This is a genomic window from Shinella zoogloeoides, from assembly GCF_003574625.1.
Taxonomy (GTDB): Bacteria; Pseudomonadota; Alphaproteobacteria; order Rhizobiales; family Rhizobiaceae; genus Shinella; species Shinella zoogloeoides_A.
In genome coordinates this window covers 150,554-173,265 of record NZ_QNUJ01000010.1, presented here as the reverse complement: position 1 = coordinate 173,265, position 22,712 = coordinate 150,554, and the positions used below count along the sequence as shown (strand labels likewise).

Sequence of the window (22,712 nt, the reverse complement as noted above, 5' to 3'; positions counted from 1 at the left end):
GGTCTAGGGCCTACCGTTGCGGTCCTTCTCGGGCGCGGCGAGCTTGTTGAAGAAGAAGGAGGTGCGCAGCAGGGTGCGGAAGCGGCTGCGCCGCTCCCCGGCCGGCACGGCGGGACGCGCGGTCATGCGCAGCGCCGTATAGGCCATGAAGGCGACGAGCACGACGGCGGTATAGAGGAAGAGCGCCTGCGGCCCGAGGAACTGCAGGAGGACGGAGGCGAAAAGCGGCCCGATGATCGCCCCGCAGGACCAGAAGAACAGCATGCCGGCCGAGACCAGCGCATGCTCGCCCTCGCCCGCATGGTCGTTGGCATGCGCCGAGCAGAGCGAATAGAGCGGCATGGCGAAGGCCCCGAAGACGAAGATGCCGACGAGGTTCTTCCATTCGTCGCCGCCGGCGAAGAGGGCGAGGTACAGCGCGGCGAATGTCGAGCCGAGCGTGGCGAAGAGGATGACGAGGCGCCGGTCGAGCCGGTCGGAATAGATGCCGAGCGGATATTGCAGCACCACGCCGCCGACGATGCCGGCGCTCATGAAGCTGGCGATCGCCGTTACCGACAGGCCGATATCGTGGGCGTAGATCGGCCCGAGATTGCGGAAGGCCGCATTGGTGAGGCCGACGACGATGCAGCCGACGGTGGCGAGCGGCGAGATGTTCCAGAGCTTCTTCACATCGAAGCGGATCGCCTCCGGCACGGTGGGGCTGGAGCGGTCGGCAAGCGAAATCGGCACCAGCGAGAGCGACAGCGCCATGGCGATGATGGCGAAAATCTCGAAGCCGCCGACGCCGACGCCGGGAATGACATATTGCGCCGCCGTGACCGAGCCGAGGTCGACGAGGCGGTAGACGGAGAGCGTGCGCGCCCGGTTGGCATTGGTGACGGCGGCGTTCAGCCAGCTTTCGACCGTGGCGAAGAGGCTGGCGAAGCAGACGCCGGCGACGAGGCGCATCAGGAACCAGAAGACCGGATCGATGACCAGCACCATGGCGATGGCCGAGGCCGAGGCGATGGCCGCCATGGCCGAGAAGGTGCGGATATGGCCGATGGCGCGCAGCACGCGCGTCACATAGATGCAGCCGATGGCGAAGCCGATGGAATAGCCCGCGCCGACGAAGCCGATGACGGAGGTGGAAAAGCCCTCGTCGGAGGCCCGCAGCGCGATGAACGTGCCCTGCAGCCCGTTGCCCCCGATCAGGATGCCTGCGGTCACGAGAAGGGGAATCAGCGGGCGAATCGTGGACATGCGGCCACTATGGCGAAGGTTTTGCGGAAAGGGAGAGGGAAAGCGGCGGGGGATGCGGAAATCGTATGCAACGGCGGCGGATGCCATACCCCCCTCTGCCCTGCCGGGCATCTCCCCCACAAGGGGGGAGATCGGCAAGACGCGAAAACCTTGCTCAATCAGCAACGCTGGAGATGGGCGAGACGGCGCTCCATCCAATCTCCCCCTTGTGGGGGAGATGCCCGGCAGGGCAGAGGGGGGTGGCATCCGCAGATCCGCCCTCCTTCCCTCACCCCTCCAGCAAATCCGTCATGACCCGCAGATGGTCGGCCGCCAGGGGCTTTTCGAAATAGCTCTTCACGAAGCTGTATTGCAGGGCGCGCTCGCGGTCCTTGCCGAGATGGGAGCTGGTGAGCATGGCGACGACGGGGGCGTGGACCTCGAACTCCTCGGCATAGCGGTCGAGGAACTCGAAGCCGTTCATGACCGGCATGTTGATGTCGAGGATGATGGCGTCGGGCGTTTCGACGCGCAGCGCGTCCAGCGCCTCCGTGCCGTCGAAGGCCTTGGTGACGCGGATCGACGGATCGAACTTGCGGATCGTGTATTCGCAGATGAACTGGTCGTTCTCGTCATCGTCGACGACGAGAATGGAGGTGATCTTCATTCTATTCCCCATCGGGCAGTTCCACGATGAAGCGGCTGCCCTTATCCCTTGCTTCGTAAAGTGCGGTTCCGCCGAGGGATTCCGCGGTCTTCTTCAAAATATAGAGGCCGAGCCCGCTGCCGAAGGAACGGTTCGGGTGCAGCCGTTTGAACATCTGGAACAACAAATGGCGGCTGGCGGGCGGAACGCCCAGGCCGTTGTCCTCCACCGACAGCCGCAGCTTACCGGCATAGCGGAAGGCGCGGATATCGATCGCCGGCTCGGCTTCCTTCGGGTCGTGGTACTTGACCGCGTTGGACAGCATGTTGCCGACGACGACCTGGAATTTCGACGGCTTGCTGACGATTGTCAATTCTGGCGGCACATGATTTTCGATGCGGATGCGCCGGACGTCGTCGAGATGCGACAGGGCATCGACCGCCTCGCTAACGAGCGCGCGCAGGCCCACCGGCCGGTCCTCCTCTTCCAAAAGGCGGGTGCGCGTGACGGTGATGATGTTCTGGATCAGGTGGTCGAGGCGGCGGAAATTGCCTTCCATGCGCTGGAGCATCTCGCCGAGCCCGGCCATGTCGCCCTCCGCCATCATCTCGCGCGAAATGCCGAGCAGGCCGAGCGAGGAGGCGATCGGCGAGCGCAGGTCGTGCGAGGTGCGGTAGGCGAATTCCTCCAGCTCGGCATTCGCCTCGATCAGCGCCTGCTCGTTCGCCTTGCGCTCGGAAATGTCGCGCACGATGCCGCTGTAGATGGTCGCGCCGTTCAGCTCCACCCGAGCGACGGCAAGGTCGAGCGGGAAGACCGTGCCGTCGCGGCGCCGGCCCTCCACCTCGCGGCCGATGCCGATGATCTTCGCCTCGCCGGTGCGGCGGTAGCCGGAAAGATAGCCGTCGTGCTCGCCGTGATAGGGCTCGGGCATCAGCATCTTCACGTTCCGCCCGACCATCTCCTCCGGCGCATAGCCGAAGATGCGCGTGCAGGCGGCGTTGACGGAAAGGACGATGCCGCGCTCGTCGATGGTGACGATGCCGTCCACCGCATTGTCGATGATGGCGGCAAGGCGGGCGCGGCTTTCGGCAAGCTCGCCGGCCATGCGGCGCGCCCGGCGCGAGGAGATGTAGAGATGGGCGATCAGCGCGCTGTAGAGCGCGCCGGAAATCAGCACGAGCGAGGACAGCGTCGAGCGGGCGGTGCTGTCGCTGCTGGAGAAGGTGATGCCGAAGGCCTTCTCGTAGCGCGCCAGCTCGTAATAGGTCATGGCGAGCAGCAGGAGATAGGTGACGAGGCCGAGCGCCCCGGCCAGCGCGATCCGGTGGTAGCCGGTCGTCTGCGTGCCCACGAAGACCAGCACGAGGCCGAGCGCGACGAAGCAGCTCGCGCTCTGGAAGGACATGCGCGTATAGCGCACCCAGTCATGGGCGAAATCGAGCGCGATGGCATAGCCGATCAGCGCGGCCGCCGCGATGATGACGCAGGCCATGCCGAGCGCCACCTGCAGCATCCCGCTCCTGCCCTGCAGCGCGCGTTGCAGGAAGGCAAGGCCTGCCAGCATGAAGCACAGCGCGGTATTGGGCGCGATGCGGCCGGGCCGGCTGGTGCCGATATCGACGAAGGGCCGGTCGAGCAGCGTGTCGATGCCCGCATCGATGCCGAAGAGATGCTGGGCGAGCGCCAGCGCGCCATAGATGAAGACCATGAGGAAGAGCGCGGCCGGAAGACGCCGGAAACCGCGGCCGGCCAGAAGCACGGCGGACCCCATGGCGGTGAAGGCGAGCGCCGCATTGAACTTCATGCCGAAAAGAGCGGGATGGCGCGCGGCGAGCGCCGCCGGCTCGGCGAGCCACAGCGTCAACATGACGACACCGACCGCGACGCACCAAAGGCCCGCCGCGACGTTCGCCTTCTGCCAGGACCCCTGCCCGTTCACCCCTGCCCCCTTGGCGCTTGCGACGCCGCGCGGACCTTAACCCGAAGGCCTTGCAGGGTGAAGAGGCGAAAACTACCCCTATGCCGCGTCGTCGCGCCTGTCCGCGCCCTCGAGCCGCCCGGCCAGCGCCTGCAGCTCGACCGTGAGCGATTGCAGCGCCTCGATGGAACAGCCCGTCGCCTTGCCGATCGCCATGCGGATGGCGACAGCCTCGCTTTGCATGGCGCGGCCCTTGTCGGTGAGGGTGACGAGGACCTGGCGCTCGTCGGCCTTGTCGCGGGCGCGGTGGATGTAGCCCGCCGCCTCCAGGCGCTTGAGCAGCGGCGAGAGCGTGCCGGAATCGAGCCCCAGCGTCTCGCCGAGCGCCTTGACCGTGCGGCCATCCTCCTCCCACAGCGTCATCAGCGCGATATATTGCGGATAGGTGAGGCCATAGGGATCGAGCAGCGGCTTGTAGGTGCGGTTGAGCGCATGGGCCGCGGAATAGACGGCGAAACAGAGCTGCTGGTCGAGGGCCAGCATGCCCGGCGCAATGTCGTTCGTCTCAGCTTCGTCACGTTTGTCGCTCATGCTGCCATTCTCGCATAAACGACCGAAATTGCAATTTGCAAAATCATATTGCGCGCAATCTAGTTTTGCGCTATCAAATAGCCATCATCAACGACGACAGGAAGGAGACAACCATGCCCATTCTCTACAGGACCAAGGCTTCCGCAACGGGCGGCCGCGCCGGCCATGGCGCAACGGAAGACGGCACCGTCGACGTGACGCTGACCGTGCCGAAGGAACTCGGCGGCGACGGCGCGTCCGGCGCGAACCCGGAAAAGCTCTTCGCGGTCGGCTATTCCGCCTGCTTCCTCGGCGCGCTGAAATTCGTCGCCGGCAAGGAAAAGGTGAAGATCCCGGATGACGCGAAAGTCACCGCGACGGTCGGCATCGGCCCGCGCGAGGACGGCGGCGGCTTCGGCATCGAGGCGGCGCTCGAAGTCTCCGCCCCCGGCGTCGACAAGGCTGTGCTGGAAGACCTCGTCAAGAAAGCCCACGTCGTCTGCCCCTACAGCCACGCCACCCGCGGCAATCTCGACGTCAAGACCACGGTCGCCTGACGCTTCCCTGCCCCGACCGAACGAAAGGCCGTCCGCCCCGCGGGCGGCCTTTCTGTTTCCGGGGAAACAGCGGGCGGCGAGGCGGCATGGGACATTCGGATCACCGGATGAGAGAGGCTCGTCCGAACCGATCGGGAGAGACCCATGCGCAAGATCATCGTTTCGGCCGCCATCGCGGCCGTCGCCGCCATCTCGTTCGCCGCTCCCTCGCAGGCCGGCTACTACGGCTACGGCCACAAGCCGCATTGCTTCATCAAGAAGGTGAAGTCCTACGACGACTACGGCAACGTCATCATCAGGAAGTTCAAGGTCTGCAAGTAGTCCCGCGTATGCTGACCTTCGAAAGGGCCCGGATGTGCCTGCATCCGGGCCTTTCGCGTGTAACCGCTCTTGCCGCGCCGCCTCCGGCGCAAGTTTTTGATTGTGGCAAAAGGGTGGAACGTCTAAAGCTGCCCGATCAAAAATTTCAAGAAAAGCCCGCCAGAGCCGCCTATGCAGATCATCGAGACAACCGCAGCCCTTCGCGACGCCTGTGAGACGCTCGCCCGTTCCGAGTATCTGACGATCGACACGGAGTTCCTGCGGGAGACGACGTTCTGGCCGGAGCTCTGCCTGATCCAGCTCGCCGGGCCCGAGATCGAGGTGATCGTCGATCCGCTCGCCAAGGGCCTCGACCTCCAGCCGTTCTTCGAGTTGATGGCCAATCCCGCCGTGCTGAAGGTCTTCCACGCCGCGCGGCAGGACATCGAGATCATCTTCAACCGCGGCGGGCTGATCCCGCATCCGATCTTCGACACGCAGGTCGCCGCCATGGTCTGCGGCTTCGGCGACAGCGTTTCCTACGACCAGCTCGTGCAGAAGATCAAGGGCGTGCATATCGACAAGTCCTCGCGCTTCACCGACTGGAGCCGCCGGCCGCTCACCGACAAGCAGCTCGAATATGCGCTCGCCGACGTGACGCACCTGCGCGACGTCTATCTGGCGCTCAAGGAGAAGCTGGAAAGCGCCGGCCGCTCGCTGTGGCTGACCGAGGAAATGGCGGTGCTGGAATCGCGTGATACCTACGACCTGCATCCGGACGACGCCTGGCGGCGCCTCAAGATGCGCGTCAAGAAGCCGATGGAGCTGGCCGTCCTGCAGAAGGTCGCCGCCTGGCGCGAACGCGAGGCGCGCGCGCGCAACGTGCCGCGCTCGCGCATCCTCAAGGACGACACGATCTACGAAATCGCCCAGCAGCAGCCCGCCGACGCCGAGGCGCTGGCGCGTCTTCGCACCATTCCCAAGGGCTGGGAGCGCTCGCAATCGGGCGCCGCCCTGCTCGAGGCCATCGGCGAGGCGCTCGCCATCCCCAAGGCCGACCTGCCGCGCCTGCCGCGCCAGAACCACGTGCCGGAGGGCGCGGCCGCCGCCAGCGAGATGCTGAAGGTGCTCCTCAAGATCGTCGCGGAAAAGCAGGGCGTCGCCGCCAAGATCATCGCCAATTCCGACGACCTCGAAAAGATCGCCGTCGATGGCGAAGCCGCCGACGTCGCCGCCCTCCACGGCTGGCGCCGCGACCTCTTCGGCGAGACCGCCCTCAACCTCATCGGCGGCAAGGTGGCGCTCCGCTTCGTCGACCGGAAGATCGAGGCGGTGGAGCTTTAAGCCCTGCGCCGCGCGTGCTCGACAAGGTAGCGGGTCGCAAGACCGATATGCCGCGGGATCGGCTTGTCCTTGCGGTAGGAGGCAACGAGGCGGCGCGAGACTTCGAGCGCGGCCGCCATGCCATCCAGCGACATGCCGAGCTGGTCCATTGCCGCCCTGAAATCCGCATTCTCGAAATCGTCGGATGGCAGCGCCTCGATCCAGACCGCCGAGCATTCGAGGTCGTCCCCCGGCCAGACCAACGCATCCCCCTCCTCGCTGACGGCGAGCACGCGGAAGAGCGCATCGTCCTGCCGAAGCGGGATGAAGATGCGCCGGCTTTCCAGCATCGGGCCGAGATCGACCACCTTGCTCGCCCCGTCACGCCAGACAACGCGCACGCGCCGGCCATCAAGCGCCTCGGCTTTCATGATGCGCGGCAAAGGCCGGCCCACGGAAATGATGTCATCGTTCATTGAGGCGGCGCCACTCACGTTCCAGCAACTCCCTGTTTTCCAAGGCCCAGCGGCACGCCAGATCATAGGACCGGCGGTCGATCGAGCCTGCCAGAACCGCAAGATCGGCAATCCGCACCAGCGCTTCATGTTCCGGCGTCAGGATGTGGAAATGCGGCGGGTTATGGTCGTCAGCGAACATGCGGATCTTCAAGTTTCCGAACACGAAGAGTGTCGGCACATCCAACTCAAGCGATAAAATAGTGCACTTGGCGCACTAAATCAACGATATAGTGCGCCGAGTGCACTTCCTTGTCCAGCCTCACGCGTGCAGCTTCGCGCCCTTCGTGATCCGGTCGACGGTCTTCCTGTCGGCGTGAAGGGCGATGCCGACGATTTTTGCGTCGTCAGGGCCGAACTTTTCGAAGACGGCGCGGTTGGCGGCGTCGTGGCCGGTGGCGAACATTTCCTCGATATAGACGGAGGCCGGCACTTCGCGCTCCAGCGCGCGGGCGTGGATCTTCGCGAGGGTCGCGCCGTCGGCGGCCAGAACGATGACGGGCTGGACGCTGAGGGCATTGTAGACATTGCCCCGCGCATCGCGGTAGGCTTCGCCGATCAGCTCCGGCTTCCGGCCGATGATGCCGCCGGACAGGAAGGCGGTGACGTTGAGCTTCTGCCACACCTCCAGATCCTCGCGCAGCACCACGGCGAACTTGGTATCGAACATGCAGGTATTCTCCCGGGAAAAGGCCGCGGACTATTCCGCGGCCAATGCGATAGCAGGCGCGCTCGACGATCCGCTTGAACGTTCGTGCGAGGAGAAAGACCGCATCGTCGTCGCGCCGGAGCTTGCCGGCATCGAGCGCATCGAGGCGCGCTTCCGCGGCAAGGGGTTCGAGCCGCACCGGCACGATACCTATGCGCTCGGCGTCACCATGGCCGGCATCCAGACCTTCCGCTATCGCGGCGAGGCGCGTTTCAGCCCGCCCGGCAACGTGATCGTGCTGCATCCCGACGAGCTGCATGACGGCGGCGCGGGCACCGAGGAAGGCCTCACCTACCGCATGATCTACATCCCGCCGGAGCGCTTCCTGCCGGCGACGGCCGGGCGCGGGCGGACATTGCCCTTCGTCGCCGCGCCCGTCGTCGACGATCCGCGCCTTGCGGGCCTGCTGCTCGACGCCATCGGCAGCATGGACGAGACGATCGAGCCGCTGAAGCTGGACGAGATCGTCGGGGAGATCGCGGGCGCCCTCCTCGACCATGCCGGGGCGCCGCAGGCGCGAGCGGTGCGGCTAGCGCGGCCGGAAGTGCAGCGGGCCTGCGATTTCCTGCGCGGGAACCTTTCCCGGCAGGTCGGCTCCGCGGAGCTGGAGGCGGTGACGGGGCTCGACCGCTTCGCGCTTTCCCGGCAGTTCCGCCAGCTCCTCGGCACCAGCCCGCACCGCTATCTCGTCATGCGGCGGCTGGAGCGGGCGAAAGCGCTGATCACGGCCGGCGAGACCATCGCGGAAGCCGCCTTCGCCAGCGGCTTTGCCGACCAGGCGCATCTCAACCGGCACTTCAAGAAGGCGCTCGGCATGACGCCCGGGCGCTTCGCGGCGCTGGCCGCCGGGCACCGGAACTGATCCCTAGAGCATTTCCAGCAAAAGTGCGAAGCGGTTTTGCGTTCGGAAACGCGGCAAAACAAAGAGGTCACGAAAGCGATACCCAACTGTCAAGCCGCGGTCATGCGCGACGCCTATCAAGCGGCGTCGCCTTGCCGACCCGTTTTGCAAACCCATGGGGATTTTCATGACCAGGCACCTTTTCGCCACCGCCGCGCTCGCGCTGTTGACGTCCACCGCAACCTTCGCCGCGGACAAGGAATTTCCGGCCACGCTGAAGGCCCACACGATCCTTCCGGCCAACACGATCCTCGCCGCGCCGGCCGATGCCGCCGACTACCTGAAGACCTCCGGCAAGTTCACCACGCCCGACCGCAAGCGCACCGAGGCCCTCGGCAGCATCATGGGCAAGGACGGCGTGCGCGAAACCGGCCTTTCGCTGCCCTTCGACGGCCAGCCGATGCAGGGCTTCTCCGGCATCAAGGCCATGGAGGACGGCACGTTCTGGACGCTCTCGGATAACGGCTTCGGCAACAAGCTGAATTCGACCGACGCCATGTTGATGATCCATCACGTGCGCTTCGACTGGGACAAGGGCACGATGGAGCCGATCAAGACCGTGTTCCTTTCCGATCCCGACAGGAAGGCGCCCTTCCCGATCGTCATGGAAGGCGCGGCGACGCGCTACCTCACGGGCGGCGACTTCGACGTCGAATCCATCCAGCCGGTGGCGGACGGTTTCTGGATCGGCGAGGAGTTCGGCCCCTATATCCTGAAATTCGACCTCGACGGCAAGCTGACGGATGTCATCGCCACCGAAGTCGACGGCAAGCCGGTGACCTCGCCGGACAACCCGACGCTTGCCGTGCAGGCCGATCCCTCCAAGAAGATGCCAGCCTTCAACCTCAAGCGCTCCGGCGGCTATGAGGGCCTTGCAATGTCGAAGGACGGCGCCAAGCTCTATGGCCTGCTCGAAGGCCCGATCTGGCTCGACGGCGAGAGCGTCGAACAGGCCGAAGGCCGCCCGGCGCTGCGCATCATCGAGCTCGACGTCGCCTCCAAGGCATGGACGGGCCGGAGCTGGCTCTATCCGCTTTCGCAAGGCGGCGAGGCGATCGGCGACTTCAACATGCTGGACGCGACGACCGCCCTCGTGATCGAGCGCGACAACGGCGCGGGCACCGCCGACAAGGCCTGCGCCGATCCGAAGGACCCGAAGCCGGATTGCTTCGCCCCCGCCTCCAAGGTCAAGCGCATCTACAAGATCGCCATGACCGACGAGAACGCCGGCAAGGCCGTGCGCAAGATCGGCTATATCGACCTCCTCAAGATCGCCGACCCCGACAACAGGAAGCGCCAGGGCGGCGGCGAGGGCTTCTACGACATGCCCTTCGTCACCATCGAGAATGTCGATCGCGTGGACGAGACGCACATCATCGTCGGCAACGACAATAACCTGCCCTTCTCCGCCGGTCGCGCGCTGGACAAGGCGGACGACAACGAGTTCGTGCTGCTGGAAGTGGGCGAGTTCCTGAAGGCGGAATAACCGGAGAGCGGGCCGCATTCTCCTTCTCCCCGCCTGCGGGGAGAAGGGGCAGGAGGCGCCGCCATCTTCCCGTAAGTAACGATCCGGGAAGGCGATTTTCCGCTACCGCGGATCGACCAGCCGCAGGATCAACTGGTGCACGTTGCCGCCCTCGCTCATCTCGACCTGGTCGAAATCGCGGCTGCGGGCGCGCTGGGCGTTGGAGAGTTCGCCGAGGCGGGCCTGCAGTTGCGGGCGGATCTTCCGACAGTCCGGGTCGTTCTCGACCGTCATGCCGACGCTCATCGCCTCGATCTCCTTCACCATGTCCCGGATGAAGTCGCCATGCACCTTCTCGTGCGCGGTGACGCCGGCGAGGAAGGTGTCCCAGCGGCCCTTCATCGGCTCGGCGAGCTTGGTTTTCAGCCTGGGCAGCGTGTAGGTGATGATGAGCTTCGGCCGGTTGACCGTGATCACGCAGGCATTGCCCTTGCGCTCGTATTTGCGCGTCCAGGTGAGCTTGAAGCCGGTATGGGCGATGACGCGGGCAACGCCGAGCTTCGGGCCGCGCTCGCCGATCGAGCGGTAGATCTCAAGGCCCGTCGCGCCCTCGACCGTGTAGGGCTCCACCCGCTCGACCGCCTGCCAGTCCTGGGCGAACGCACTTGCGGCGAAGAGGAAACCGGCGAGGAAGGACACGATCCGCATGGCGACCTAAAGGTATCTGAAGGCGAGCTTCCTGCCGGTCAGGCGGGCAAGCTGCTGCAGGCGGCCTTCGAGCCGTTCGCCGGCGAGCTCGGCATAGTCCGGCGGCACGACGAGATCGAGGTCGACATCCGCCTGCGTCGACTTGCGGAAGGCAAGGCGCGGCACGACGCCGGGCATGGAGGCCGAAAAAAGGTAGACGACGCGCAGCAGGCCGCCGACGAGCTTGGCAAGCTCGCGCAGGCGCGGCGTCGCGACGGCGGCGAGCGAGCTGCTCACCGCATCGTCGTTGAGCCCTTCGAAGCGGTAGTAGTTGGTGAGCGCGATGAAGGCGCGGCCGGGATGGGTGATGCCGATGAAGGTGCCGTGCGCGATGAGGTTCAGCGCCTGGAGGCCGCGATAATCGGGATGGGCGCGCCAGCTTATGTCCGCAAGGAGGCAGGCGGCCTCGCGGTAGCGCCGCTCCTCGTCCGTCTCGGTGATGCCGAAGAGCGGCATCATGCGGCCGGTCCATTCGGCAAGCTCGCGGGCATGCTCGGGCGAGCGGGCGCGCAGGATGGCAAGCTCGCCGGCGGCGGCGAGCAGCGGATCGCGCGCCTTCTCGCGCTCGGGCAGCAGCGAATAGAGATAGCCCTCGCGCACGCCCTGCGCGGAGAAGAAGACCCGCGAGGGCTTCATGATGGCGATCGCCTCCTGCATGGCGACGGCGCCGAAGGGCAGGAGGTTGCGGCGGTTCTTGGAGATCGTGGCATAGGCCGCGTCCTTGGGATCCTTGGCCGTGACGATATCCGTCAGGAAATCCATGGCGTCGGAAAAGCCGAGCTCGTAGCCCTGGATCATGTGCAGCGGATAGTTGCGCACCTCCATGTTCAGCGTGCCGATGGCGCGCCAGGTGCCGCCGACGGCATAGAAGGCGCGGCCCGCGCCATTCTTGAGAAGATTGGCGGTGCGCAGATACTTGCGCGCGACGATGCGGGCCTGGGCGGGCGAGCCGCCGGAGGCTTCCGACAGGCGGATGCCGCCGAGCGGCAGGGTGACGCCCTTGCCGATCATGCCGCCGGCCACATCGATCAGTTCCAGCGAGCCGCCGCCGAGGTCGCCGACGATGCCGTCGGTGTCATGGAAGCCGCTGACGATGCCGAGGGCGGAGAAATAGGCCTCCTCCTCGCCCGTCAGCACGCGGACCTTCTGGCCAAGGATCATCTCGGCCTGGTGGATGAAATCGGGGCCATTCTCCGCCTCGCGCGCGGCGGCGGTCGCCAGCGCGAACATGGTGGAGGCGCGGGCCTGCCTTGAAAGAGCCTTGAAACGGTGGAGAGCTGCAAGCGCCCGGTCGACGCTCGCCTGGTCCATGCGGCCAGTCTTGGCGAGGCCCCGGCCGAGGCCGCACATGACCTTCTCGTTGAAGAGAATGGCCGGCGAACGGCTCATGCCCTCGTAGACCACCAGGCGAATCGAGTTGGAGCCGATATCCACGACCGACACCGGGGCAATTCCAGGCAGACGCCCCTGGGCTTCAGATTCGACCATGCATATCCAGTTACTTCTTGCGCCGGCCTTGCCAGCCCGCGATCGCCTTCGGTGCGGAGGACTTCAGGGCTTCACCCCGGCCGGACAGGCTGGGGTTGGTCATGAAGTAGTGCTGAGCGTTGAACGGCTCGGCGCCGGGCTGCACTTCCATGCGCCGGGACGTTCCGTCCGCAAGAATCTCGTAGCTCTGCTGGTTATCGATCAGATTGCCCAGCATGATCTGCGAGAGGACCTGCTCATGCACCGTCCGGTTGATCAGAGGCACGAGTGTCTCGACCCGCCGGTCCAGGTTGCGCGGCATCATGTCCGCCGAGCCTATATAGACCAGCGCCTTGTCCGATGGAAGCCCGTGGCCGTTGCCGAAGCAGAAGATGCGGGAATGTTCGAGGAAGCGGCCGACGATGGACTTGACGCGGATATTGTCGGAAAGCCCCGGAACCTGCGGGCGCAGGCAGCAGATGCCGCGCACGACGAGGTCCACCTCCACGCCCGCCTGGCTGGCGCGGTAGAGCGCGTCGATGATGTCGGGATCGACCAGCGAGTTCATCTTCATCCAGATCGCGGCCGGCGCGCCGTTCTTCGCATGGGCGATCTCCTCGTCGATGTGACGCAGGATGCGCGGGCGCAGCGTATAGGGTGAGAAGGCGAGCTTCATGCCGGCCTCCGGCTCGCCGTAGCCGGTGATGAAGTTGAAGATGTTCGCCATGTCGCTGGCGATGGTCGGGTTGCAGGTGAAGAAGGAAAGGTCCGTATAGATCTTCGCCGTGACCGGATGGTAGTTGCCCGTGCCGAGGTGGCAATAGGTGCGCAGCCTGCCCTCTTCGCGGCGCACGACCATCGACATCTTGGCGTGGGTCTTCAGTTCGATGAAGCCGAAGACGACCTGCACGCCGGCGCGCTCCAGATCGCGCGCCCAGCGGATGTTGGCCTCCTCGTCGAAGCGGGCCTTCAGCTCGACGAGCGCCGTCACCGACTTGCCGGCCTCGGCGGCGTCGATCAGCGCGCGCACGATGGGGCTGTCGTTGGAGGTGCGGTAGAGCGTCTGCTTTATCGCCAGGACGTCAGGATCGCGCGCAGCCTGGAGAAGGAACTGGACCACCACGTCGAAGCTTTCGTAGGGGTGGTGGACGACCATGTCCTTTTCGCGGATGGCGGCGAGGCAGTCTCCGGCGTGCTCTCGGACGCGTTCGGGAAATCGGGCATTGTAGGGCTCGAACCTCAGGTCGTCGCGCGGCGCCTTGGCGATCTCCGACAGCGTGTTGAGGGCGAGCAGGCCCGGCAGGACCGCGACGCGGTTGTCCGGCACGTTCAGCTCGCCGACGACGAAGCGGCGCAGCGATTCCGGCATTTCCGAGTCGGTCTCGATGCGGATCACCGAGCCGCGGCGGCGGCGCTTCAGCGCCGTCTCGAAGAAGCGCACGAGGTCTTCCGCCTCTTCCTCCACTTCGATATCGCTGTCGCGGATGATGCGGAACGTACCCGAGCCGCGCACGATATAGCCGGGGAAGAGCTTGCCGATGAAGAGGCCGACGGCGTCCTCCAGCGTGATGTAGCGGATCGCGCCGCCGGCGTCCGGCAGGCGGATGAAGCGGTCGAGCGCGACGGGCAGGCGCAGCAGCGCCGTCATCGGCTCCTTGCCCATCGTGCTTTCGAGCTGCAGGCCGATGGAGAAGCCGAGGTTGGGGATGAAGGGGAACGGGTGCGCCGGGTCGATGGAAAGCGGCGTCAGCACCGGGAAGATCGACTGGGTGAATTCCTGCTGCAGCCAGACCCGGTCGTCGCTGGAAAGCGCCGTCGGGCGGACGATGAGGATGTCTTCCTTGGCGAGATACTGCTGGAGCACGGCGAGCGAGGCCTGCTGCTCCATCTGGAGGTTGTCGATCTCCTTGAGGATATCGTCGAGCTGCTCGGCCGAGGTCTTGCCGTCCGGGCTGCGGATGCCGACGCCCTGGCGCACCTGACCTTCGAGGCCGGCGACGCGCACCATGAAGAACTCGTCGAGATTGGCGGCCGAGATCGACAGGAAGCGCACGCGCTCCAGGAGCGGATGGGCGGTGTTCAGCGTTTCTTCCAGGACGCGGCGGTTGAACTGGAGCCAGGAGAATTCGCGGTTGATGAAGCGCTCGGGGCTCGCCATCAGCGCTTCGACATCGACGGAAGCGCCATCGGGGCGCGCGCCCTCGGCGGGCTTTTCCTGAGAAAGATCGGAAGTCGCTGTATCCATTGGATGTTCCGCCCGGTTGGCCACCTGTTCGACGCAGCTTCGAACGGGAAAGGATTTATGCTTTTCCACGAAGCGCTTAGCGCAGTTTGACGACAGAACTGTGACAGTCAATCGGGGGCGGTGGAATTCGGGGGACAATCGTGTTGCCCCCTCAGTCCTCCTCACCCACCATTTCCCCCAGCACCTCCTGCGCCAGCGCCCGCGTGATGCGGCTGCCGCGGGCGAGCGCGAGGCGGTCGAGCCGTTCCACCAGCGTCTGCGCGGCCTCCAGCGAGCGCTCCATGCGCGCGACGATATAGGCCACCAGCTTCTCGTCGACGAAGAGCTGGCGGTCGGCGAAGAGTTTCACGATGACCTGCGAGAGCAGTTCGTCGTCCGGCTCGCCGATCTCCACCACCGTCGCCGCCTTGAGGCGCGAGCGCAGGTCCGGCAGGTCGACCGGCCAGGACATCGGCCAGAGCCGGCTGGTGATGAGCAGCGTGTGGCCGTGCTGGCGCACATTGTTGATGACGTGGAAGAGCGTGCGGTCGTCGAAGCCCTTGCGGTCGGCATCCTCGATGAGGACGGGGCCGTGCTCGGCCGCCGATTCCGCTCCCCTGCCCGGCTCGGCCTCAATCAGCGCCGCGCCGGCCTTCTCGCGCCAGATCGCGGCGAGGTGAGACTTGCCCGAGCCGATCGGCCCGGCGATGACGACGACGGGCGCCGGCCAGTGCGGCCAGGCGTCGATCATCGCGACGGCCGCATCGACGGGCTCGGCGACGAGCAGGTCGTCGCGGCCCGTCGCGGGATCGTGCCCGAAGGCCAGCGGCAACTGTTCGGCTGTCTTGCGCGACGTCATGGACATTACTCGGTACTCTGGATTCCTGCCGCCTACTCGTCTTCCGGCGTGCTCTCTTCGAGAAGGATGGGCTTGCTGCTGCCGTAATAGAGGTCGCTGTCAAGGTAGCGCCTGAGGCCGAAGCGGACAAGCACGCCCACGGCGGCGGCCGCCGGCACCGCGATCATCAGCCCGACGAAGCCGAAGAGCGCGCCGAAGGCGACGAGCGCAAACATCAGCCAGACCGGATGCAGCCCGACGCGCGAGCCGACGAGCTTCGGCTGGAGGATGTTGCCCTCGATGAACTGGCCGGAGAAGAAGATGACGGCGACGAGCACGACCATCCAGTAATCCGGCCAGAACTGCACGACGGCGACGCCGATGGCGAGCACCAGCCCGACCAGCGAGCCGACATAGGGTATGAAGCTGATGAGGCCGGCGAAGAGGCCGATCAGCAGGCCGAAATTGAGGCCGGCGAAGGAAAGGCCGATGCCGTAGTAAAGGCCGAGGATGATGCAGATGGAGCCCTGCCCGCGCACGAAGCCGGCGATCGCCGCATCCATCTCGGAAGCGATCTGGCGGACATTGTCGACATAGTCGCGCGGCACCCAGCTGTCCACCTTGGCGATCATGCGGTCCCAGTCGAGCAGGAGATAGAAGGCGACGACGGGGGTGACGACCAGCAGCGAGACGATGTTGACCAGCGCCATGCCGGAATTCCAGAGCTGCTTGAACACCGTGCCGAGGAAGCCCGCGCCCTCGGCGAGGATCGAGGAGAAGCTCTGCTTGATCGTGCCCATCTGGCTGCTGATCCATTTGGGCAGGAGGTCGGGATTGAAGCTCGCCACCAGCTCCTGGAGCTGCGTGACGTAGCCCGGCAGCTTTTCGAGGAAATCGGCGGCCTGGGTCGCCAGCAGCGGGATGACGATCATCAGCGACAGCGCGAAGAGCACGACGAAGGTGATGAGGATCACCACCGTCGCCATCATGCGGGACAGGCCGATGCGCTCCAGCCGGTCCGCCACCGGATCGAGGAAATAGGCGAGCGCCATGCCGGCGATGAAGGGCAGCAGGATATCGGAGAAGACGAGCAGGAAGAGGACGAAGCAAACGAGCGCGATGAGCCAGAACACCGCCTGCCGCTTCAGTCCCGCGCCGCTGATATGGGCTGCCATCGTGCTTTATCCCGTGTTCCGCCACTGTCTGGAGACGAGATAGGATGCGGGCCCGAGAAAGGTCAAGGCTCAGCGGGCAAGGGGAACGCTGCGTTTTCGTGCGGGAAGCGGGTTATTTCGCCTGCCTGCGGCTCTTCCTGAAGGGAAACGGGCCGCGCCGTTTTCCCCCGTTTCCACATGGGCGGGCGGCACGCCCGCCCGCATGGCCATCTCATATGGAATTCGACGTTGCCCTCCTCCCATATGACAGCCCGGCCGCCTGCGAGAACACCCGAAGAGCCATGCTCCCTGTAACGGCCCGACCCGAAGATCGAATCAGCCGCCCCCAAACCCCTTGCAAAGCCCCTTTTCCACCCGCACCGGGCGCGAAGAATATGGCACGTCTACCTCCACGTTTCCTTCGCCCGCGATATTCCCGTCCGCGCCGCCGGGAAGGCATGCCTCGCGCCAGCCTGACCTGCAAATTAACCTTTTGTTAACCATTTCACCGCTACACCGGAGCTACCGAAAATTAACCAAGATGACTGACGTGTTAACTCAACCCCGGCCGATCCGCCTCAAGGGGCGGTCCTTCCTTGCGCTTGCGCTGACCCCGGAGCTGCCCTTTGCGGACTGGCTGCGGCGGCTCGACGACCTCGCCGCCCGTTCGGCCGGCTTCTTCCTTCGCCGGCCGGTGGTGCTGGACGTCGAGGGACTGGATATCGACCGGGCGGAGCTGCGCGAGCTGGTCGACCAGCTCAATGCGCGCAATGTGCGCGTCATGGGCATCGAGGGCGCGCGCTCCTCGCTGCTCGGCCCCGACATGCCGCCGGCCATGACCGACGGACGCCCGGCCGCCGATATCGAGGCGCCGGAAAAGGCCCCCGCGGAGCCGGTGGAAGCAGCAGAGCCGGTCATGAGCGCCCCGCCCGTCGCCGCGACGCCGGTTCAGACGACGCCATCGCTGGTCGTCTCGCGGCCGGTGCGCTCGGGCCAGTCGATCTTCTTCCCGGAGGGGGACGTCACCATCATCGGCTCGGTGGCCTCCGGGGCGGAGATCGTCGCGGGCGGCTCCATCCACGTCTACGGCCCCCTGCGCGGCCGGGCGCTGGCGGGGTCCACCGGCAATGCCTCGGCGCGCATCTTCTGCCGCAAGCTCGAGGCGGAGCTGATCGCCATCGACGGGTTCTACAAGACGGCGGACGACATGGAGCCGGAGCTGCGGGGCAAGCCCGGGCAGGTCTGGCTGGAAGGCGAAACAATCAAGGCCGCGGCACTCGGCTGACGAAATCCAATGGACTGGAGAGACATATGGGCAAGGTAATCGTGGTCACATCGGGCAAGGGCGGCGTCGGCAAGACGACGTCGTCGGCCGCATTGGGCGCCGCGCTGGCGCAGAACGGCGAGAAGGTCGTCGTCGTGGACTTCGACGTCGGCCTGCGCAATCTCGACCTCGTCATGGGCGCCGAGCGCCGCGTCGTCTACGATCTCGTTAACGTCATCCAGGGCGAGGCCAAGCTGACGCAGGCGCTGATCCGCGACAAGCGCCTGGAATCGCTCTATCTGCTGCCGGCCTCGCAGACCCGCGACAAGGACAACCTGACGCCCGAAGGCGTCGAGAAGGTCATCGCGGCCCTCAAGAACGCCTTCGACTGGGTGATCTGCGACAGCCCGGCCGGTATCGAGCGCGGCGCGACGCTCGCCATGCGCCATGCCGACGTCGCCATCGTCGTCACCAATCCGGAAGTCTCGTCCGTCCGCGACTCGGACCGCATCATCGGCCTTCTCGATTCCAAGACGCTGAAGGCGGAGAACGGCGAGCGCATCGAAAAGCACCTGCTGCTGACCCGCTACGACGCCGTGCGCGCCGAGCGCGGCGACATGCTGAAGGTCGACGACGTGCTGGAAATCCTCTCCATCCCGCTGCTCGGCATCATCCCGGAAAGCATGGACGTGCTGCGCGCGTCGAACGTCGGCGCCCCCGTGACGCTCGCCGACGGCCGCAGCGCCCCGGCACTCGCCTATTTCGAAGCGACCCGCCGCCTCAAGGGCGAAACCCTGCCCGTCACCATCCCCGGCGACAAGCGCAGCTTCCTCGGCAAGATCTTCGGAAGGAAAGCGGCATGAACCCGTTCCGTTTCTTCTCCCGCGGCCAGTCGGCCCCCGCAGCGCGCGAGCGCCTGCAGGTGCTGCTCGCCCACGAGCGGGCCTCCACCGGCGACTCGGATCTCGTCAACAAGCTGCGCGACGAAATCCTGAAGGCGATTTCCAAGCACATGCAGGTCGACGACGAGAAGGTTTCCATCAAGATGGAACGCGGCGCGCAGGTCTCCACGCTTGCCGTCGACATCGAGATCCCGTTCGATCCCACCAAGAAGGCGGCCTGACGGCCGCCCTCCCCTCGCGCCCGTGCATCTGGCGGATGCCGGGCACCGATCCCGCACCATCGAAGGACAGCGACCTCGCCACCGGCCTCCATTGGGGGCCGATACCCCATTTTCAACATCCAAGTTCAAGGAGAATGTCATGACCCGTTTCGCGCTTCTGGAAAGACTGAAGGCAGTCCAACGGATGCCCAAATACCAGGGACGTGACATCACCACCATCAGCGCCATCCTCTCCAACCAGGCGCTGGAACGACATGTGGAAGTCTGCGAGCAGGCGGCGGGCGTCATGATCCCGCCCGAAGAGCCGCCCGCAAGGCCGAACTGAGCCCCTGCGGGGCGGATGTCGCAACTGCGCCATTTTGTCGCCTTTGAACGACCGCCCTTTCCGGCAGGAAGGGCGGTCGTCCTTTTTGCGACATGGTTAACGATTGGTTTTTCAACCTTTAGCACCCCTCCTCCCAAATCCTTTCCGGCACCGGCGGACCGTGCGGCGGTCAATGCCGTCCGGGCCTTGATATTTTAAAAGTTGATTCTTTAACTCATGAATAATATCGCCGATCGCATCCGCGCTGCGGATTGTCGAATTGGAGATATTTATGAACATTGTTAAAGGGTTAGCCGGGCCGCTAGCAGCGGTGGCCGTGGGGGTCGCGCATGCCCATGCCACCGATATTCGTGGCTTCACCGAATTCGAAGGCCGTTGGCTCGGGGGCGAGGCGGCGGGCAATCTCGGCATCATGCTGCCGTTCCGCCTCGACGATGGCCAGGCGTTCTTCCTCGACCTCAGCGGCGCTTTCGTCGAAGGCGGCATCCGGCAGGGCTCGCTCGGCGCGGGCTACCGCTTCGGGGCGCCGGGCCAGTGGACGTTCGGCCTCTACGGCTATTACGACTATCTCAGCTCCAGCTATGGCAACGATTTCCACCAGCTCTCCTTCGGCGCCGAGGCGCTCGGCCCGGTCTTCGAGACCCGCGCCAACATCTACCTGCCGCAGCACGGCAGCAAGGCGGCCGACGGGGCGGGCCGCGGCGTCATCAGCAACGGCGCGCTGAAATTCCGCGCCGGGCGCGAGGAAGGCCGCACGGGCGCGGATGCCGAAGTCGGCGTCAAGGTTCCCGGCATCTCGCCGGACGGAAACGCCGAGCTGAAGCTCTTCGCCGGAAGCTACTGGTACGACGGCCGCAATGTCAGCGACATGTTCGGCGCCAAGCTGCGCGCGGAGCTCACCATCGCCAATGTCGCCGGCCTTCCTTCCGGCTCGACGCTCGCCTTCGGCGCAAGCGCCGCCTACGACAACGAGGACAAGCTGACCGGCGGCGTGATGGCGCGGCTTCGCATTCCGTTCGGCGCGCCGGCGGGCGAAGCGGTCGATCCGTTCGACCCCATGACGCAGGCCGTGCGACGCAATGCGGGCATCCGCACCGAGATCGCCGCGAGCGGCGCGCTGGAAGACGCCGTCTTCGTCTTCAACGGGCAGACCGTCGATACCGTGCTGAACATTTCCGGCGCGAGCGGCGATGCCGCGGCCATCAACGCCCTCCTCGCCGGCGCAGGAACCGGCGCGCTGGTGCTGGCGGACGGCAATATCGGCCTCGACGGCTCGCTGATGCTCGGCGAGGGCCAGGCCCTGCTCGGCGGCGGGGGAACGCTGGCGCTGCGCGGCGCTTCGAGCCGGAGCGGCGGCATCTTCACCAACAGCGGGGCGGCGACGACGCTGACCGGCTACGATCCGGCGCAGGACGTCGTGACGATGGCCTCGAACAGCATGCTCTCCACGCTTTCGGTCACCGGCGGGCTTGCCGGCATCGGCAGCACCGGCACGGCCGGCCTCACCATCGACCGGGTCGACGTTTCGGGAACCGCGCAGGACGGCATCCGCCTGACGCGCGTCGACGGCGCGGTGATCGAGAACAGCGCCATCCACGACCTTTACATCTGCACCAACAACACGACTTGCGAATTTGCCGTCGGCGACCCGAACCGCGCGCCCTTTGCCGCGATCAGCGCCCATGGCACGAAGAACCTCACGGTCCGCGACACGGCGATCGACAACGTCACCTACGGCATCTTCGCCGGCAGCGCGATCGACGACAGCGACTGGCCGCCGGTGATCACCGACCTTGCCAGCAACATCACGATCGACAATGTGACGATCACCCGCTCGCGCCGCGAGGGCATCCTCCTCGTCGCGGCCGACGACGTGACCATGAACAGGGTGACGATCGACAACACGAAGCAGGATCGCGACATGGACCTCGTCGTGCTGCAGGGCACGTCGAATGTCCGGATCACCGACATGTCGCTGAAGGGCGGCATCAACGGCCTGATGCTCGTCACCGCCTCCACGCTGCCGGACGAGGCGCAGACGACGAATGTCAGCGTGGACGGCCTGAAGATCGACGGCACCACCAATGCCGGCATCTTCTTCAACCCGGTCTCCGGCATCGACCTGAAGAACGTGACGATCACCAATGCCGGCACCTACGGCATGTTCCTCTATGGCGACGAGTGGGGCTTCATGGGCGGTCCGGTCTCCGACATCACCTTCGAGAATGTGGTGATCGACAACGCCAGGACGGCGGGCCTCTACTTCATGGGGCCGACGGAAGACCTTGCCGGCAGCGTCACCGTCAGGAACACCCCGCGCGATTGCAAATCCGATCCGTCATGGAACGGCGGCCTCAGCGGCTCGATCGACCAGCCCGGCGGCTCGGTCTTCATCGTGAACGGCAAGGAGATCGGCCCCGCCACCTTCGCCGCCCGTTGCGGCTGAAGCCGATGACGCCATCCCCGCGGCTCCGGCCGCGGGGATGGCGATACCATGCTAGCGGGCGAACTTCCGCGCGCCGGCCACGCAAAGCACGATGGCGAGCGTCGTGAAGACCATCAGCGGGCTCACCTTCTCGTGCAGCAGGCCGGCGGCGAGCAGCAGGCCGAAGAAGGGCTGCAGAAGCTGCAGCTGGCCGACCGCCGCGATGCCGCCGAGGGCAAGGCCGCGATACCAGAAGATGAAGCCGATCAGCATGCTGAAGACCGAGACATAGGCGAGCCCCGCCCAGGCATCGCCGGCAATGCCGGCCCAGCTTTCGGGAAGCCGAAAGAGCCCGATCACCACCATCACCGGCAGCGACAGCACCAGCGCCCAGGAGATGACCTGCCAGCCGCCCAGCCGGCGCGACAGCGCCGCGCCCTCCGCATAGCCGAGGCCGCAGACGACGACGGCGGCGACCATCAGCAGGTCGCCGACAAGCGATACCTCCGCGCCGGAATTGAGCGCGAAGCCCACCACCGTCGCGCTGCCGAGAACGGAAAACAGCCAGAAGAGCGGCTTCGGCCGCTCCCCGCCGCGCAGCACGCCGAAAACGGCGGTGGAGAGCGGCAGGAGGCCGATGAAGACGATCGAATGCGCCGAGGTGATATATTGCAGCGCAATCGCCGTCAGCAGCGGAAAGCCGACGACGACGCCGAGCGCGATGATGACGAGCGAGAAGAGATCGTCCCGCGACGGCTTCGGCTGGCGCAGCACGAAGAGCAGCGCGCCGCCGAGCAGCGCGGCGATGACCGCGCGCGCCGATGTCAGGAAGATCGGCGAAAAGCCGGATACCGCGATGCGCGTCGCCGGCAGCGATCCGCTGAAGATGATGACCCCGAGCAGCCCGCTGCCCCAACCGTCCGTCGCTGTTTTCATGATACCTCGCATTCGTCCTTTCGATACATCGGGGGGACTGGCGGCGGCAGGAACAAAACCGTACAATTATGGCAAACT

The 22,712-nt window shown here is 65.7% G+C and carries 22 protein-coding genes and 1 pseudogene; 10 read left to right on the top strand and 13 right to left on the bottom strand.

The annotated features are described in order from the left end of the window. Positions 1-3: 3 nt before the first annotated feature. The 4 genes from DSD28_RS19875 to DSD28_RS19855 form a co-directional block, all read right to left on the bottom strand. A complete protein-coding gene (locus DSD28_RS19875) occupies positions 4-1,245 on the bottom strand; it encodes an MFS transporter (protein ID WP_119258165.1) in 1,242 nt (413 codons plus the stop codon). A 268-nt stretch (positions 1,246-1,513) separates the two neighbouring features. Then, on the bottom strand, positions 1,514-1,891 hold the full coding sequence (locus DSD28_RS19865; protein WP_162911478.1) for a response regulator: 378 nt from the start codon (positions 1,889-1,891) through the stop codon (positions 1,514-1,516). A 1-nt stretch (position 1,892) separates the two neighbouring features. Further along, positions 1,893-3,812 carry a sensor histidine kinase gene (locus DSD28_RS19860; protein ID WP_119258163.1) on the bottom strand — a complete coding sequence of 640 codons (1,920 nt, stop codon included), beginning with the start codon at positions 3,810-3,812 and terminating at the stop codon, positions 1,893-1,895. 78 nt (positions 3,813-3,890) lie between these two features. After that, entirely contained in the window at positions 3,891-4,382 is a 492-nt protein-coding gene (locus tag DSD28_RS19855) for a MarR family winged helix-turn-helix transcriptional regulator (protein ID WP_119258162.1), read from the bottom strand. Positions 4,383-4,495: 113 nt separating this feature from the next. On the opposite strand from DSD28_RS19855, the gene DSD28_RS19850 reads away from it, so the two are divergent. The 3 genes from DSD28_RS19850 (at position 4,496) to rnd (ending at position 6,562) form a co-directional block, all read left to right on the top strand. Continuing rightward, positions 4,496-4,918: an organic hydroperoxide resistance protein gene (locus DSD28_RS19850; protein ID WP_119258233.1), complete on the top strand. Its 423-nt coding sequence runs from the start codon at positions 4,496-4,498 to the stop codon at positions 4,916-4,918. A gap of 144 nt (positions 4,919-5,062) precedes the next feature. Then, positions 5,063-5,239 carry a hypothetical protein gene (locus tag DSD28_RS26010; RefSeq protein ID WP_162911477.1) on the top strand — a complete coding sequence of 59 codons (177 nt, stop codon included), beginning with the start codon at positions 5,063-5,065 and terminating at the stop codon, positions 5,237-5,239. 177 nt (positions 5,240-5,416) lie between these two features. Continuing rightward, entirely contained in the window at positions 5,417-6,562 is a 1,146-nt protein-coding gene (gene rnd / locus DSD28_RS19845) for a ribonuclease D (protein WP_119258232.1), read from the top strand. Here the strand turns inward: rnd and DSD28_RS19840 are convergent. From DSD28_RS19840 to DSD28_RS19830, 3 genes are all read right to left on the bottom strand, one after another. Next, positions 6,559-7,017 carry a DUF2442 domain-containing protein gene (locus DSD28_RS19840; RefSeq protein ID WP_162911476.1) on the bottom strand — a complete coding sequence of 153 codons (459 nt, stop codon included), beginning with the start codon at positions 7,015-7,017 and terminating at the stop codon, positions 6,559-6,561. The genes rnd and DSD28_RS19840 overlap by 4 nt on opposite strands. After that, the gene (locus DSD28_RS19835; protein WP_119258160.1) at positions 7,007-7,198 is read right to left on the bottom strand and encodes a DUF4160 domain-containing protein; all 192 of its coding nucleotides are present in this window, start codon (positions 7,196-7,198) and stop codon (positions 7,007-7,009) included. Before DSD28_RS19835 ends, DSD28_RS19840 begins: the two co-directional genes overlap by 11 nt. 120 nt (positions 7,199-7,318) lie before the next feature. Next, positions 7,319-7,726: a DUF2000 family protein gene (locus DSD28_RS19830; RefSeq protein ID WP_119258159.1), complete on the bottom strand. Its 408-nt coding sequence runs from the start codon at positions 7,724-7,726 to the stop codon at positions 7,319-7,321. On the opposite strand from DSD28_RS19830, the gene DSD28_RS19825 reads away from it, so the two are divergent. Further along, positions 7,725-8,627, top strand: coding sequence for an AraC family transcriptional regulator (locus DSD28_RS19825; RefSeq protein WP_162911475.1), 903 nt, complete (start codon positions 7,725-7,727; stop codon positions 8,625-8,627). The genes DSD28_RS19830 and DSD28_RS19825 overlap by 2 nt on opposite strands. A gap of 166 nt (positions 8,628-8,793) precedes the next feature. Next, positions 8,794-10,152: an esterase-like activity of phytase family protein gene (locus tag DSD28_RS19820; protein ID WP_119258231.1), complete on the top strand. Its 1,359-nt coding sequence runs from the start codon at positions 8,794-8,796 to the stop codon at positions 10,150-10,152. Between the two features lie 102 nt (positions 10,153-10,254). Here DSD28_RS19820 and DSD28_RS19815 read toward each other — a convergent pair whose 3' ends face one another. From DSD28_RS19815 to DSD28_RS19795, 5 genes and pseudogenes are all read right to left on the bottom strand, one after another. Continuing rightward, the gene (locus tag DSD28_RS19815; protein ID WP_119258157.1) at positions 10,255-10,839 is read right to left on the bottom strand and encodes a DUF922 domain-containing Zn-dependent protease; all 585 of its coding nucleotides are present in this window, start codon (positions 10,837-10,839) and stop codon (positions 10,255-10,257) included. 6 nt (positions 10,840-10,845) lie between these two features. Then, positions 10,846-12,366, bottom strand: coding sequence for a Ppx/GppA family phosphatase (locus tag DSD28_RS19810; RefSeq protein ID WP_119258156.1), 1,521 nt, complete (start codon positions 12,364-12,366; stop codon positions 10,846-10,848). A gap of 10 nt (positions 12,367-12,376) precedes the next feature. Further along, a pseudogene (locus tag DSD28_RS19805) lies at positions 12,377-14,515 on the bottom strand (RNA degradosome polyphosphate kinase); the annotation flags it as partial. Between the two features lie 226 nt (positions 14,516-14,741). Beyond that, positions 14,742-15,428, bottom strand: a complete 687-nt coding sequence (hdaA, locus tag DSD28_RS19800) for a DnaA regulatory inactivator HdaA (protein ID WP_245424884.1) — start codon at positions 15,426-15,428, stop codon at positions 14,742-14,744. Between the two features lie 32 nt (positions 15,429-15,460). Continuing rightward, entirely contained in the window at positions 15,461-16,582 is a 1,122-nt protein-coding gene (locus DSD28_RS19795) for an AI-2E family transporter (protein ID WP_119258153.1), read from the bottom strand. A 520-nt stretch (positions 16,583-17,102) separates the two neighbouring features. On the opposite strand from DSD28_RS19795, the gene minC reads away from it, so the two are divergent. The 5 genes from minC (at position 17,103) to DSD28_RS19770 (ending at position 21,719) form a co-directional block, all read left to right on the top strand. After that, positions 17,103-17,846 (top strand): septum site-determining protein MinC, encoded by a 744-nt coding sequence (gene minC / locus DSD28_RS19790; RefSeq protein ID WP_119258152.1) that lies wholly within the window; start codon positions 17,103-17,105, stop codon positions 17,844-17,846. Positions 17,847-17,872: 26 nt separating this feature from the next. Beyond that, a complete protein-coding gene (gene minD, locus DSD28_RS19785) occupies positions 17,873-18,688 on the top strand; it encodes a septum site-determining protein MinD (RefSeq protein ID WP_119258151.1) in 816 nt (271 codons plus the stop codon). Further along, the gene (gene minE / locus DSD28_RS19780; protein WP_119258150.1) at positions 18,685-18,948 is read left to right on the top strand and encodes a cell division topological specificity factor MinE; all 264 of its coding nucleotides are present in this window, start codon (positions 18,685-18,687) and stop codon (positions 18,946-18,948) included. Before minD ends, minE begins: the two co-directional genes overlap by 4 nt. 139 nt (positions 18,949-19,087) lie before the next feature. Then, positions 19,088-19,273 (top strand): hypothetical protein, encoded by a 186-nt coding sequence (locus tag DSD28_RS19775; protein ID WP_119258149.1) that lies wholly within the window; start codon positions 19,088-19,090, stop codon positions 19,271-19,273. Between the two features lie 271 nt (positions 19,274-19,544). Continuing rightward, positions 19,545-21,719: a right-handed parallel beta-helix repeat-containing protein gene (locus DSD28_RS19770; RefSeq protein WP_119258148.1), complete on the top strand. Its 2,175-nt coding sequence runs from the start codon at positions 19,545-19,547 to the stop codon at positions 21,717-21,719. A gap of 51 nt (positions 21,720-21,770) precedes the next feature. Here DSD28_RS19770 and DSD28_RS19765 read toward each other — a convergent pair whose 3' ends face one another. Continuing rightward, entirely contained in the window at positions 21,771-22,634 is an 864-nt protein-coding gene (locus tag DSD28_RS19765) for a DMT family transporter (RefSeq protein WP_119258230.1), read from the bottom strand. Between the last annotated feature and the right edge of the window lie 78 nt (positions 22,635-22,712).